This window comes from Ohtaekwangia kribbensis (genome assembly GCF_042676245.1).
Classification (GTDB): domain Bacteria; phylum Bacteroidota; class Bacteroidia; order Cytophagales; family Cyclobacteriaceae; genus Ohtaekwangia; species Ohtaekwangia kribbensis.
In genome coordinates this window covers 387,249-401,411 of sequence record NZ_JBHTKA010000003.1, presented here as the reverse complement: position 1 = coordinate 401,411, position 14,163 = coordinate 387,249, and the positions used below count along the sequence as shown (strand labels likewise).

The 14,163-nt window shown below is 41.6% G+C and carries 16 protein-coding genes; 12 read left to right on the top strand and 4 right to left on the bottom strand.

Annotated features, from left to right (window positions below; all coding sequences use genetic code 11):
• The first annotated feature begins 181 nt into the window (after nt 1–181).
• The 10 genes from ACFQ21_RS12385 (at nt 182) to panB (ending at nt 9,689) form a co-directional block, all read left to right on the top strand.
• Nucleotides 182–1,009: a glycosyltransferase family 2 protein gene (locus tag ACFQ21_RS12385; RefSeq protein WP_377579443.1), complete on the top strand. Its 828-nt coding sequence runs from the start codon at nt 182–184 to the stop codon at nt 1,007–1,009.
• Nucleotides 1,010–1,013: 4 nt separating this feature from the next.
• On the top strand, nt 1,014–1,916 hold the full coding sequence (locus tag ACFQ21_RS12380) for a glycosyltransferase (RefSeq protein ID WP_377579441.1): 903 nt from the start codon (nt 1,014–1,016) through the stop codon (nt 1,914–1,916).
• Nucleotides 1,913–3,031, top strand: a complete 1,119-nt coding sequence (locus tag ACFQ21_RS12375; RefSeq protein ID WP_377579439.1) for a glycosyltransferase family 4 protein — start codon at nt 1,913–1,915, stop codon at nt 3,029–3,031. The genes ACFQ21_RS12380 and ACFQ21_RS12375 overlap by 4 nt, the downstream gene beginning before the upstream one ends.
• Entirely contained in the window at nt 3,031–3,915 is an 885-nt protein-coding gene (locus tag ACFQ21_RS12370; RefSeq protein WP_377579437.1) for a glycosyltransferase family 2 protein, read from the top strand. The genes ACFQ21_RS12375 and ACFQ21_RS12370 overlap by 1 nt, the downstream gene beginning before the upstream one ends.
• Before the next feature lie 119 nt (nt 3,916–4,034).
• Nucleotides 4,035–4,649, top strand: coding sequence for an FkbM family methyltransferase (locus tag ACFQ21_RS12365; protein WP_377579435.1), 615 nt, complete (start codon nt 4,035–4,037; stop codon nt 4,647–4,649).
• A gap of 5 nt (nt 4,650–4,654) precedes the next feature.
• A complete protein-coding gene (asnB, locus tag ACFQ21_RS12360; protein ID WP_377579433.1) occupies nt 4,655–6,523 on the top strand; it encodes an asparagine synthase (glutamine-hydrolyzing) in 1,869 nt (622 codons plus the stop codon).
• Nucleotides 6,520–7,707, top strand: coding sequence for a glycosyltransferase (locus ACFQ21_RS12355; RefSeq protein WP_377579431.1), 1,188 nt, complete (start codon nt 6,520–6,522; stop codon nt 7,705–7,707). The genes asnB and ACFQ21_RS12355 overlap by 4 nt, the downstream gene beginning before the upstream one ends.
• 90 nt (nt 7,708–7,797) lie before the next feature.
• Nucleotides 7,798–8,274 (top strand): Lrp/AsnC family transcriptional regulator, encoded by a 477-nt coding sequence (locus ACFQ21_RS12350; RefSeq protein ID WP_377579428.1) that lies wholly within the window; start codon nt 7,798–7,800, stop codon nt 8,272–8,274.
• Nucleotides 8,275–8,325: 51 nt separating this feature from the next.
• Complete coding sequence (locus tag ACFQ21_RS12345; protein WP_377579426.1) at nt 8,326–8,832, top strand: phosphoribosyltransferase family protein; 507 nt, start codon at nt 8,326–8,328, stop codon at nt 8,830–8,832.
• A 38-nt stretch (nt 8,833–8,870) separates the two neighbouring features.
• Entirely contained in the window at nt 8,871–9,689 is an 819-nt protein-coding gene (panB, locus tag ACFQ21_RS12340; RefSeq protein ID WP_377579424.1) for a 3-methyl-2-oxobutanoate hydroxymethyltransferase, read from the top strand.
• Between the two features lie 35 nt (nt 9,690–9,724).
• Here panB and ACFQ21_RS12335 read toward each other — a convergent pair whose 3' ends face one another.
• From ACFQ21_RS12335 to ACFQ21_RS12325, 3 genes are read right to left on the bottom strand one after another with little or no spacing between them, the layout of a single operon-like run.
• Nucleotides 9,725–10,624: a methylated-DNA--[protein]-cysteine S-methyltransferase gene (locus ACFQ21_RS12335; protein WP_377579422.1), complete on the bottom strand. Its 900-nt coding sequence runs from the start codon at nt 10,622–10,624 to the stop codon at nt 9,725–9,727.
• Nucleotides 10,625–10,671: 47 nt separating this feature from the next.
• Nucleotides 10,672–10,926, bottom strand: a complete 255-nt coding sequence (locus tag ACFQ21_RS12330; protein ID WP_377579419.1) for an Ada metal-binding domain-containing protein — start codon at nt 10,924–10,926, stop codon at nt 10,672–10,674.
• Nucleotides 10,923–11,621: a 2OG-Fe(II) oxygenase gene (locus ACFQ21_RS12325; protein ID WP_377579417.1), complete on the bottom strand. Its 699-nt coding sequence runs from the start codon at nt 11,619–11,621 to the stop codon at nt 10,923–10,925. The genes ACFQ21_RS12330 and ACFQ21_RS12325 overlap by 4 nt, the downstream gene beginning before the upstream one ends.
• A gap of 137 nt (nt 11,622–11,758) precedes the next feature.
• On the opposite strand from ACFQ21_RS12325, the gene ACFQ21_RS12320 reads away from it, so the two are divergent.
• On the top strand, nt 11,759–12,643 hold the full coding sequence (locus tag ACFQ21_RS12320) for a DNA-3-methyladenine glycosylase family protein (protein ID WP_377579415.1): 885 nt from the start codon (nt 11,759–11,761) through the stop codon (nt 12,641–12,643).
• Between the two features lie 53 nt (nt 12,644–12,696).
• Nucleotides 12,697–13,023 (top strand): DMT family transporter, encoded by a 327-nt coding sequence (locus ACFQ21_RS12315; RefSeq protein WP_377579413.1) that lies wholly within the window; start codon nt 12,697–12,699, stop codon nt 13,021–13,023.
• 58 nt (nt 13,024–13,081) lie between these two features.
• On the opposite strand, the gene ACFQ21_RS12310 is transcribed toward ACFQ21_RS12315, so the two are convergent.
• A complete protein-coding gene (locus tag ACFQ21_RS12310) occupies nt 13,082–14,161 on the bottom strand; it encodes a beta-ketoacyl synthase chain length factor (protein ID WP_377579411.1) in 1,080 nt (359 codons plus the stop codon).
• Between the last annotated feature and the right edge of the window lie 2 nt (nt 14,162–14,163).

Below are 14,163 nucleotides of genomic sequence, written 5' to 3'. Positions count from 1 at the left end.
TATTTGTTCCCATCGTTTACCCGAGCTCTGTTCTTATGGCGTACCCTATTTGTTTTGATATGTACTATGAGCAATTCAATAGCTTTGGTGCGTCTCATCCCTCATGCAACCCATTGATTGCTTCAGGGCTTCACAAATCAAGACTGGTAAGTATATAAATAACAATTCAAGCAAGTTAATCATGGCAGCCATTAATCCTCAGGTCTCCATAATAATTGTTAATTACAATACTTTCGAATTTACCTGCAAATGTGTTCAGAGTATACTTGAAAAAACAAAAGGATGCTCATACGAGATAATTGTTGTAGATAATGCTTCTGCGGAAGTAGCGATAAAGGGCATTAATAAACTTTTTCCATCTGTTACTTTATTAGAGAGCGAGGTAAACCTCGGCTTTGCGAAAGGAAATAACATGGGAATTCGCTACGCAAAAGGAGATTTCATTTTATTGCTAAATAGTGATGCGGAGTTACAAAATGATGCGGTATCGATTTGTCTTAATTTTCTGCGACAAGAGCAATTGGTTGCAGCTGTAAGTGGTGCGCTTAAGTACCCGGATGGGAGAATTCAGCATAATTGTCAGCGATTCCCTTCTATCAAATATAAATTATTCGAACTCTTCAGGCTTCAGAAAGTTTTTTCCCGAGTAAGGTCAGGGAAGATGTTGCTCGGATTCTTTTTTAACCATTCGGAAGTTGTTTATCCAGATTGGGTGTGGGGGACATTCTTTATGTTTGAGAGAAAGCTGTTGAGTTTGTTGCCCGAGCAAAAACTTGCTGATGATTTTTTTATGTATGTTGAAGATATACAGTGGTGTATGGAGTTTCGTAAATTGGGCTACTCCATAGCCTTTCAACCGGCAGCGCTAGTAACACACCATATGGGAAAAAGCGGAGGAGCTAAATCTGTAATGATAGATGAAAACATGAACAAATTTATGGAAGCATATTATTCTCCGTGGGAACGGAAGCTTATAAAGTTACTGGATCGAATACTGCTTAAAAAATAAGCCTATGTCGGACGTAGAAGTTTCTGTTATTATTCCGACATACAACGGTGTTAACAAAATAAATGTTTTATTAAATGCTCTTCTTAAACAGACCTACACAAAGTTTGAGCTTGTCGTTGTTGTTGACGGCTCTACAGATGGTACCATCGCTGTATTGGATGATTATCGGAACAAATTTGCAGCCTACAAAGTGATTGTTCAGCCAAATAAAGGCAGGGCAGTTGTTCGTAACAGAGGAGTAAAAGAATCGTCAGGTGATCTTTTAATTTTTTACGATGACGATATGGAACCGATGCACGATTCGGTGAGCAGGCATATCTCCTTTCATGATAATTATCAAGGTATATTAGGCGGTAATCAGATAGAGGAGCGGGACGTAAAAAAAACAGACATACAAAATTATAAAGCTACGCGTAATGAAATTTGGATGAAGAAATATTCAATCGGGCTTACGCGACTAGATTATTCGAACTTATTCTTTACTGCAGCAAACTGTTCTATCAAGAGGAAAACTTTTTTTGCGTTGAATGGATTTGATGAGAGGCTTTCAGATGCAGAGGACTATGATTTTGCTTATCGAGCGATGCAAGAAGGAGTAGAAGTCTTTTTCGATAAGAGCAATCAAGCATTCCATCATGATCCAATTACAGCAAAAAGTTATATTCAAAGATTAAGACAATATAGCCAAGCACATGCAATATTAGAAAAGTTCTATCCTGAACGGAGGATGTTTAAAAGGAAGTGCTTCTTTTTAAAAAAGTTCGTCTATAGCAGCTTAGCATTACGTTTTTGGGTGATACTAATTGATCGAGGTTTCTTAAAGGGACTACCAGAATCTGCTCGATTCAAATTATATGACCTTATTATACAGGCATTAGCTATAGAATATCCAAACAGAGGTCTATGAATAAAGCAAAAGTAGCCTATATAGTGTCAGACATCGATAAAGCTTTGGCCTTCGAATGGATTGCAGATTACTTACACTCCAACATCGATTTGTTTTTTGTAATTATAGGTATAGAGAATTCCGAATTAAGTAAAATGCTGGCTAATAAGTCCGTTAGGCATTACGTTGTTAGCGACAAGAAGTTTACATCGAATGTAAATAAGTGGTTAGAGATTATCAAAATTTTGTGGAAAGAGAAACCGGCGGTTGTCCATACGCACTTGTGGCGCGCTAATATTCTTGGTCTCACGGCAGCGTGGTTATTACGCATACCCAAACGCATATATACGCGCCATCATGCTACGATTCATTATCGTGAATATCCATCGGGTTTGAAATGGGACAAGCTTTGCAATCGGTTAGCCACGCACATTGTTGCTATATCACATAATGTACAAGAGATTTTAACCACTCGGGACAAAGCTGATTGTCGTAAGATAGTACTTATCCATCATGGATTTGACTTTCACTATTTTAACAGAGTCTCAACTGAACGTATCTATGCACTAAGGGCCAAAACAAACCTTCACGAAAAGTCTTATCCCATTGTTGGTGTAATTTCAAGATATACCGAATGGAAGGGGGTGCAGTATATAATTCCTGCATTTCAGGAGCTGCGAAGGCAATATTCGCAGGCGCACCTTGTTCTTGCTAACGCACATGGCGATTATGAACGCGAGATAAAAAAGCTTTTGTCAAATCTTCCCGCAGATTCATATTCGCAGATTCGCTTTGAGAACGATCTGGCATCGCTCTACCGCGTATTCGATATATTTGTACACGTACCAACAGATCCACACGCAGAGGCATTTGGACAGACCTATATAGAGCCGTTAATTGTTGGCGTACCCTGTATATTTACACTTTCAGGTGTGGCCCATGAGTTTGTTCAACATGCAAAGAATGCTTTGGTAGTCGATTTTAAAAATAGCGAACAGATCTTGGCCAGTATCAGAACATTACTTGGAAGTGAAACCCTGCGCTCGAATCTGGTGAGACAGGGACAGCAAGATATCAGCGGCTTTTCGGTTGAAGAATACGTAAAGAAATTAGAGAATCTCTACCTGGTAAAGTAATGATGAGCGCTCCACCAGTTTCAATAATCATTCCTGCGTTTAATAGTGCTAACTATATTGTTGAGACCATAAACTCTGTACTTCAGCAGTCGATGCAGGATTTTGAAATTATAGTGGTTGACGATGGTTCAACCGATCAACTGAAAGAAGTACTCGCTCCTTTTATCGTAAAGAAACAAATAAAATATATAGCACAGGCTAATCTGGGCGTATCTGCAGCGCGTAACCATGGCTTTAAAAAATCGCGGGGCCAGTATATAGCATTTCTAGATGCCGATGATGTTTGGTTAAACGATAACCTGGAAGCCAGATTGAACAAATTTAAATCCGGAGACTTTGGTTTGGTGCATGCGGATGCATTTGTGATTGACGAGAAGTCAAATAAGCTTCCGCAAATACTCTCAGGTAAAGAGGGAAATATCCTGAATGATATATTGGCTTGGAATGGAACACAGGTTCCAGGACCGAGCAGTATTTTGGTAAAGCGTGAAGTTGTAGACACAGTTGGATTGTTCGATGAACAACTTTCTACTTCTGCCGATCAGGATTTTTTTATTCGTGTTGCTGCCCAGTACAAAATAGGAAGGGTTGATAAAGTTACCTGGATGTATAGGATCCATACTAATAACATGCACAAAAATATAGCACGAATGGAGCATGATGTCTTACGCGTCTTCGAGAAGGCGAGAGAAGCAAACTTGTTTGAAAGTGCCGCTTTTAGGCGCAAATGTTTTTCCAGGATGTACCTTATATTAGCTGCCTCGTGGGCTGGCGATGGACAGAATATTAAGCGCGGTTTTTATTTTTTTATAAAAGCCATTGCCAAACGGCCCAGTATAATTGGTACCGTAACAGAAAGGATCACTAAGAAATGGTTTCGCTAGCATTGCTTCCCAGATATATAATCAGCTTGGGCCTTTGGTCCGGTTGCAGAACTTTTTTCAACGTTGAAGTGCTGCAGTCGGAACGTGTACAGTTGGCAGGGTATAAATTCCCTATTCACATGCGACCTGGTACCACCGATAGGCAAGTGTTTCGGGAAGTTTTTCTTTTTAAAGAGTATAATTTTCCGCTAACCCAGAATCCTTCGATAGTTGTTGATGCGGGTGCAAATATTGGTTTAGCTACTGTATTTTTTAAAAACCGATTTCCTGAAGCTCTTGTGTACGCTATAGAACCTGACTCAAAAAATTTTACGGTACTTACACAAAATGCAAAAGCGTACGAGGGTACTTACCCGATGCATTCTGCATTGTGGAGGGTTGATTCTTATTTGCGAATAAAGGATAAGAATGAAAATGCGTGGGCGTTTCAGGTAGAAGAGTGTAATCAAGAAGATCCTGATTCCTTTTCTGCGATATCCATCGAGACACTTATGAGGAGCAATGGCATTGAGCGCATTGACCTTTTGAAGCTAGATATAGAGGGAGCTGAGAGGGATGTATTTGCATCCAACTACGACTACTGGTTGCCAAGAACAAAAGTTATTATTATAGAGCTGCATGATTGGATGAAGGAGGGATGTTCGCGTGAGTTCTTTCGTGCCATTATTAATTATAGATTTCGAGTATCGATATATGCAGGAATGCTGCTCTTATATAACATTGATTTAGATTGATAGATATGTGCGGCATAGCAGGAATACTATCAACAACAACACTAAACAAGCCGGCCGTTAGCGGCATGGTGAACGGTATACTTCACCGCGGACCCGATGCTAATGGTATATTTGTTGACAAGACAGGCATGGTAGCGCTGGCGCATACGCGGCTGAGTATAATCGATCTTAGTACAGGTGCCAATCAACCTTTTTACTCGGCAGACCAGCGATACGTTGTAGTCTTTAATGGTGAGATATATAATTTCCTGCAGATTCGTGAAGAGTTGAGTTCGTGTTATGGTGTATCGTTTAAAACACATTCGGATACTGAAGTTATAGCGGAAGGCTTTGCGGTATGGCGAGAGAAGGTTGTTGACAAGCTTGAGGGTATGTTTGCTATTGCTATACTCGATCAGCGGGAACATAAAGTATATCTCTTCAGAGATCGTGCCGGTAAGAAACCACTTTTCTATTTTCAGTCGGATGAGATTTTTGCATTCGCTTCTGAGATAAAATCACTGCTTCAGCATCCCGTTATTCGTAGCCAGGTAATGGTTAACCGTAATGTTATCGCAACCTTTTTACACCTGGGCTATATACCGGAACCAGCTACGATCTATACAAATATATTTAAATTTCCTGCGGCACATTATACCGTTGTGGATAGTAATCTCAACACGAGTCCCAAGCCATATTGGACTCTTCAGGAAAATATACATCCGGGTGAAATTAAATCACCGGAGGATGCTAAAAAACAGTTGGCACTTCTGCTGGATAAAGCAGTACAGGAAAGATTGATCGCTGATGTTCCGCTCGGAGCTTTCCTGAGTGGGGGTACCGATTCATCGCTGGTTTCGGCCGTGGCTTCGCGGTATACATCAGCTCCTTTAAAGACCTTCAGCATAGGGTTTAAAGAGAGCAAATTTGATGAAAGTAAATATGCGCGGGATGTAGCGAAACACCTGGGCACAAACCACACAGAATATATACTGACCGAGCGCGAGGCAATCGATATACTCGAAATATACCTCCGTCATTATGACGAACCGTTTGCAGACACCTCAGCGATACCAACCATGCTGGTTTCGAAGTTGGCGCGCAAAGAGGTGAAGGTTATTCTTACAGGGGATGGAGGAGATGAATTGTTTCAGGGGTATGGCTCCTATACTTGGGCAAACCGTCTGGCGAACCCGCTCATGAAGATTGCACAGCGACCGTTGAAATTGGCATTGCAGTTATCGGGGAAAAGTCGGCTGGAGCGGATTGCAGAATTGCTGGAGCCGGTAAAGATCGGCAGTATACGAAGTCATATTTTTTCGCAGGAGCAGTATTTCTTTTCTCAGGAGGAGATCAGGGATCAGTTGCTGAAAGACAAGAGTACATTCAAAGCTTTTGAGTACACAGATTCATCTCTTCACAAAGGGAAATTAACGGCTGGAGAAGAGCAGGCCCTGTTCGATTTTCAATATTATTTAAAAGACGATCTTTTGGTAAAAGTTGATCGTGCTTCCATGTACTATGCTCTCGAATGTCGTTGTCCTTTACTCGATCATCGTATTGTCGAGTTTGCTTTTTCATTGCACCCATCGTTGAAAGTGCGCAATGGCAAAGCCAAGTGGTTGCTGAAGGAGTTGTTACGAAACTATATACCCGATGCGTTGATAGACCGGCCGAAGTGGGGTTTTAGTGTGCCGCTGGCGAATTGGCTAAAGCGTGATCTTCGGTATTTAATAGATTCATACCTGAGCAATGAGACAATTGAATCGATCGGGTTGTTTAAGCCAGACTATATTCGAAAACTGGTTACAGATTTTCTTGCCGGTAAAGATTACCTGTATAACCGCGTCTGGGTATTGATCGTGTTGCATAAATGGCTGAAGGAAAATCAATGAGAGCATCTTCGAAGAAAAATATACTATATCTTTCGTACGATGGCCTTACGGACCCGTTAGGACAATCGCAGATACTGCCGTATTTAGCCGGACTATCAGAAGCTGGCTATAGCATCACAATTATCAGTTTTGAGAAGCCTTATCGATTCGCATTATATAAAGACAAAATTCAAGCATATTGTTCTGCAAATAAATTGTTGTGGGAACCTCTTTCGTATCATAAGAGTCCGCCAGTGCTCTCTACGTTTTATGATTTGTCGGTTCTTAGAAAACGTGCACGTCAATTGCATCGGGAGCGAAATTTCTCAATCGTACACTGCAGAAGCTATATAACTGCCTTAACAGGTTTGTGGCTGAAGAAGAAATTCGGCATCCGCTTTATTTTTGATATGCGCGGCTTTTGGGCAGATGAGCGTGTAGAGGGAGGGTTGTGGAATCTGAATAACATAATCTATAAATCAGTGTATAGATTTTTTAAAAAGAAAGAACAGGAATTTCTTGAGGCGGCAGATGCTATAATCGTTCTGACGGAAGCTGCCCGGCAGGTTGTGCGATCATGGAACGTTAGCGGTGAGACTGATAAAGTGACAGTCATTCCCTGCTGTGTAGACCTTAATCTGTTCAGTCCTGCGAATGCTTCGGTTGAAAAGCAATCGGCATTACGCGCAACGCTCGGACTATCGGCAAATGATTATATCGTGCTATACCTGGGGTCCATTGGTACATGGTATCTATGGAATGAAATGGTGTCGTTCTATAAAAGGATCAAGGCACAGAATCCTGCTGCAAAATTTCTGGTACTTACACCCGATAAACACCTGGTTAGTAGTGACAGCGATTTTATTGTACACGCTGCAGCACGCGAAGATGTACCAGCCTATATAAGTATATCTGATCTTTCTCTTTGTTTCATCAAGCCATCGTTCTCCAAAAAAGGATCGTCAGCTACCAAAATGGCCGAAGTATTGGCGATGGGTATTCCCGTTGTTACCAACGCGGGCTGGGGCGATGTTGAATTTCTGCGGGGTCGTATGAAAAATCTATATGTGCTGGATAATCTGGATACACAGCCCGCGACTAGCGACTATCGTGCTGACCATCAGGATGAATTCTTCTTCGACCTCTTCTCGCTGCAGAGCGGAGTGGCCAAATATCGCCAGGTTTATGCGGCCTTATTAAGTTAAATAATTAACATCTGTTAGCCATACAATTCTATTTTTCTCTTATTTTTGGCCAAATTTTATTTGGAAGACGAACTCTCATCTGCTATGAACATGAAGACCAACATTAAGTTAGACGCCACCGATCGTAAGATCCTGGAGATCCTTCAGAAAAACTCAAACATAACCAATGCACAATTAGCCAAAGAGATCGGCTTGTCGCCAGCTCCGACTTTGGAGCGTGTTAACAAGCTTGAAACTTCGGGCGTGATCAGAAGTTACCACGCGGTGATTGATCCGGCCAGCGTTGGCTTAGGTGTAAGTACATTTGTTATGGCATCACTGAAAGGTCACAATAAAGAGAACATCAACAAATTTATTACCGCTATAAAAAGCGTAGATGAGGTAGTGGAGTGTCATCACATCACAGGCTCAGGCGATTTTATTCTGAAGATCGTTTGTGCAGATATAGCAGCTTATCAGCAACTCATGCTGGATAAAGTATCCAATATCGAAGTGGTGGATAGTCTTCAATCCATGGTAATTCTGTCAACATTTAAAGACAGCAAATCTTTACCTATACCAGGTTAGTATTTATAGGGTCTCAGGAATTTTTTTGATCATTCGTATGTACTTACTGCTATGACAGCTGAAAAAAGTTTAATACTCGATGCCGACCAGGTAAAACAGAAGATCAAGCGAATGGCCTTCGAGATTTACGAGCATAACTTTAAAGAAAAAAATATTGTCATAGCAGGTATTGACGGGCAGGGGTATGTACTTGCAAAACTGTTAGCCAAACAGGTTGAGAGTATATCTCCGATTGAAGTGAAACTCGTTAAGATTAACCTTGATAAACAAGCGCCACAGGAAAACGAAATCACGTTGGACTGTGATGTGAAAGAAGTAAAAAAGAAAACCATTGTATTGGTGGATGATGTGTTGCATACCGGCCGCACCTTTACCTATGGTATGAAACCTTTTCTGAACATTGAAGTAAAGAAAATAGATACCGCGGTGCTGATAAACCGCGGTCACACGCTATTCCCGATCTATTCGCTCTATACCGGGTATGAGCTTTCTACTACGATAAAAGATCACGTGGAGGTAAAGCTCAGCAAAGATGAAATGGCCGTTTACCTCCATTGATCATATCCTATATTTATTTCTTTTAAAATCCACCTATCATGTCTGTTCATAAACAAGATGTTAAGCGTATTACTACGCATCAATTACAGGAGATGAAGAATCGCGGTGAAAAGATCGCGATGCTTACCGCATACGACTATAGCATGGCTCGTCTTATTGATAGCGCAGGTATAGATGTTATACTCGTAGGCGACTCAGCATCCAACGTGATGGCTGGACACGAAACAACTTTGCCGATTACACTCGACCAGATGATATACCATGCCGCATCGGTTGTACGTGCTGTTAAGCGTTCACTGGTTGTGGTTGATCTTCCGTTCGGTACATACCAGGGAAGCTCAGGCGAAGCGCTTCGCTCTTCCATTCGTATTATGAAAGAAGCCGGTGCACACGCTGTAAAGCTCGAAGGTGGAAGTGAAGTAAAAGATTCTATCGAAAGAATTTTAAGTGCTGGTATACCGGTAATGGGACACCTTGGATTAACGCCACAATCCATCTATAAATTCGGTACATATTCCGTGCGTGCCAAGGAAGAAGCAGAAGCCGCCAAACTTATAGAAGATGCTCAACTATTGGAGGCTTGCGGATGCTTTGGTATTGTTCTTGAAAAAATACCTGCCGTGCTTGCCAAGAAAGTAGCAGAGTCTGTACATATACCGATTATTGGTATAGGGGCAGGTCCGGATGTTGATGGACAAGTCCTCGTGATGCAGGATATGCTTGGTATAACACAAGAATTCAAACCTCGTTTTCTAAGACGTTATGCTGATCTGAGCAGCATTGTAGCTGGTGCTGTAACACAATACGTTTCGGATGTAAAAGCTAAAGACTTTCCGAATCAGGACGAAAAATACTAATATACTATATATATAGTTTTAAGTCTGTTGGAGATTTATTCTCCAGCAGACTTTGCCATCTCCCAGCCGATTATACTTTTCTTTTTTACCGAACTCCACCGATATTCTCCTAATATACCATCTTTGCGAATAACGCGATGGCACGGTATCAGATATGCTATATGATTGGAACCCACGGCCGAACCAATGGCTTGTAAAGCCCTGGGGTTATTAACAGATAAAGCTATATCCTGATATGTGGTGAGATTTCCCATAGGAATTCGCAGCAATGCTTCCCACACTTTTACCTGGAAGTTAGTACCCTTTACAAACAAATGCAGTTTTTGTGAAGGTGCTTTGTCGCTAAATATCTTTTCTACAAAAGTCTGTGTGACTAAATGATCTTCATGGAATATAGAGTTGTTCCAGTGATGTTTCATTTGTTCGAGCTCGAAACGCGGATCCTGATCGTTGGTGAGAAACGATAACCAGCAAATGCCACGCTCCGTTATACCAATGAGACAAGTACCAAAAGGCGTTGCATGAAAGCCATACTCAATGCGTATACCGGCTCCTCGTTGTTTATACTCCTGTGGTGTCACGGCTTCCAGCGTAGTGAACAGATCATATACTCTTGACTGACTTGAAAGACCTGCGGCCTCTGCTGCTTCCACCAGGTTCTTCGATTCCTGTAGTTTCTCTTTGAGAAAATCGATCGTGAGAAACTGGAGAAATCGTTTCGGACTAATGCCCGCCCATTCGGTAAACATGCGTTGAAAGTGGAATGAACTCACGTGAATCTTTTCGGCCACCTCTTCTAGTGCAGGTTGACGCTTGAAGTTTTCCTCCAGGTAGCGTATAGCTTGCTCGATGCGCTGATAGTTGATCTGATTTTCGTTGTCTGTCACAGTTGCAAAAGTAGCCACTGATTTCGGGATGCTATATAACGTGTTCATGATTAGTTGTGTTTATTTGTTGTACAAAGGTGCAGCAACACCGGGCGTTACTCAACCTGCTTCTTGCTCAGTTTCCATCGCTGGTATGCAGCATGCATACAATGCGCACACGGACGATAGCCCTCGGCAATGGCTTCTGTTTCACTTTGAAAAAATACGCGGTTTGCCTTCTTCATTCGCTTGCCGGAGCGGCAGCGAAGTGTGCCATATATTTTTAACGAAGCATTGCCACCGAAGCATATAGCATAACTGTGTATCATACGATACAGTTCGCGATTGGTAAGCGTGCTGTGGTGTGTCATGTGGCGTCATGAAATATAATTCCCAATGCGTGCCGTATACCTGATTTTACTTCGCTTACACCATGTTTCATGGCTGCACGATAATATCCGCGAGTCCCCTTTACCGGGCGGAAATTGGTTGTAAAGATTATAGCATCACCTTGGTTGGGTCGCATTATCATGGCTTTTGATTGTGCTCTCGGTATTTGTTCTGTAAATACGAGTTCTCCTCCTTCGTAATCTGTACCCTGTTGACTCAATGCAAATACTACCTGGAACGGAAAGTATACATCACCGTATAGATCCTGGTGAAGCGTATTGAATCCACCCGACTCATAACGAAGAATTAATGGTGTCGGCCGCAGTTGTCCGGCCCGGTGGCAGTGTGCTATTAACTGTTGATGCGTTAACGGAAATTGTATATCCAACGAGAGCTTATTCATCCATTCATTCGCAATAACCGCTAATGGACTATATATCGTTTCGCGAAGTTTTTGAATTCCGGACGGAAGCGGATATCGGAAATATTTATACTCTCCCTTGCCAAAGCGATAGCGTTGCATATTGATAACGCTTCTGTAAAGATTTTCCTGGGTATAGTATGCAGCCAGTTTATTACATTCTTCAATAGATAATAGCGCAGGTATATGCGCGTATCCTTTCTCGTCCAGTGATTCTTGTATTTTATACCAGTTTAAACTTTCTATAGCAACCATACACTTTTTAACAAATGTCAGATGACTCGCCCAGGGTATCAACCCGAATCTTGCGCTTTCCGTATTTGTTTGTTGAACTTTCCATAACCACAATTCATTTAGTAGTATTGCATGCATCGTAATGCGAAAGACTCTCTATGAAAACTTTTACAATTCCGGTTCCGACAGAATTTGATTTTAATTTATCGTTGGATTTCCTGAAGCGCTCTCCGCGCGAGATCCTGCACCGTTGTGAAGAAACCAGTGTAACTAAGTTATTGAAAGTTGACCACGATGCAGTGTTGTTCAATGTGCAGCAACAGGATCGTGAAAATCTTCGCATACATGTACTCAATACGAAACTCACGCTATCCATTAAAAACACATTAGAAATATATATCCGCGACTGGTTTGATCTGGATACTGATATAAAGCCATTCTATACGTTATCAGCCAAAGACAAATACATGAAGAACCTGGTTGAGAAATTTTACGGCTATAGAATTGTGGGGCAACCTGATTTGTTCGAATCGATTATATGGGCCGTGCTTGGTCAGCAGATCAACTTGTCATTTGCATATACACTCAAGCAACGTTTTGTAGAGCAGTTCGGTGTGAAGATGATCTTCAATGGTATAGATTATCACTTGTTCCCCAGACCAGACGTTGTAGCATTGTTGAATGATGATGTGCTTTTACCGTTACAATTTTCACGACAGAAGAGTAAATATGTAGTTACTATTTCTGAGGCCTTTGCAAGTAACGAAATATCGAAGGAGAAACTTGCCGGATTATCACTGCAGAATGCAAAGGAGAAGTTGATGAAGATAAAAGGTATAGGCAACTGGACGGCCAACTATGCGTTGATGAAAACGTTTCATTACCCGGATGCTTTTCCGCTGGAGGATGCGGGCGTTCACAACGCAATTAAAAATCTGAAACGTATGAAAGAGAAACCTACACTCGATCAGGTAAAAACTTTCTATAAGAAATACAGAGGTTGGGAGGCTTATGCAACCCTTTATCTATGGAAGAGTTTATAGTGACGGCAAAGCAGGTATATTTGATAACGTAGAACTAATTGTAAATAACAATCATGAACTGGATCATTCTCATTATTGCCGGATTATTTGAAGTGGGCTTTACAACATGCCTGGGCAAAGCGAAGGAAACATCGGGCACAGCATCGGTGCTGTGGCTCATTGGATTTTTTGTTACCATGACCATCAGTATGTATTTACTTTATCGCGCAACACTCACGTTACCGATGGGCACTGCGTATGCTGTGTGGACCGGTATAGGTGCTGTGGGCACGGTGATCATTGGCATCATCTTCTTTAAAGAACCTGCTGATTTCTGGCGTCTTTTTTTTATCGCTACGCTGATCAGTTCTATTGTAGGACTAAAGTTTGTTTCGCATTAGCAGATCCTATTACCAGATGTATATTATATAAATGCTCCGAAAAACATCGGGGCATTTTTTATACCTGTTTTAACAGGAAGAAAGAGAAATTCTTATTCATGTATTGATTCACAATAAGAATGGTATTCAGTTGTGCAGGATGTTTTTCAGTATGTACCTTGATAGCAGCAGGTACTTGCTGATGTCGCAGTATCGATGCTCCAAGCCAGAGTGCAAATGAAGATGCCGTGCAGGATTCTCCGCAGAGATGCTTGAAGCGTGTATGGAATATATCTTTGAATGTAGACGCTGCGAGGTCGTTCATCATGCGGTCGTGTTCAATGTCTCCGCTGGCGCCATCAATCCATAGATCTATATCCTGTATCGATATAGAATTTTTTTTGAGGAATGATGCTATACTTGTTTTTACCTCCGCTATATCAACCGGGTTATAAACAAATTGCATGTCGTGCAGTGCGCACCACGTTGTGTCAGATGCTTTCCCGGATAACATAAAGAAAGCTGCACCTTCACCTTGTATAGAACCTTTTGTCGTAGTATTAAAAAGATCGAGATTGTTAATTTGCTCGGTTTTAAAATGACTCGCACGTGTACTTGCCAGAAACTGTACTTCCGCGGCTTCATCAAATGCACCAACTAAATAATTAGCATCCGGTGTTTCGATCAGCTTTAGCATCGCATCATCGAGTACATTTTCAAACGCAAGGCCTCTGCTCACATAAGCGTTGTTATACCCCATACATTTTACTGACAACGCAATCAACCCCGAAAGCGCATTGTATGTACTTTGCATGAAGTAGGTAGGTGTGAGTTGCTTCTCATGCTGCTCCAATAGCTCACGCAGAAACTTTGCTGTCTCATCCAGAAAGCCATAACCCGTTCCGGTAATGATACCCTGGGGAGTTTGCACTTTAGCATCACGCAAACAAATGGTAGCGGCTGTAAGACCTATACGGAGCATGCGGCTTAGTCTGCGTAACTGTATCGGGTTAATATAGTTTTTAAACTCGGGTGTAACGCAGGTAAGTACATTTTCATGATAGGACGATAGCTCTGCCAGAAAGACATCATTGTCGAATGTCTTCTGCGGAGAAAGTATACCTATACCGTTAATGTAATATACTGGTTGCCCCGTCATAC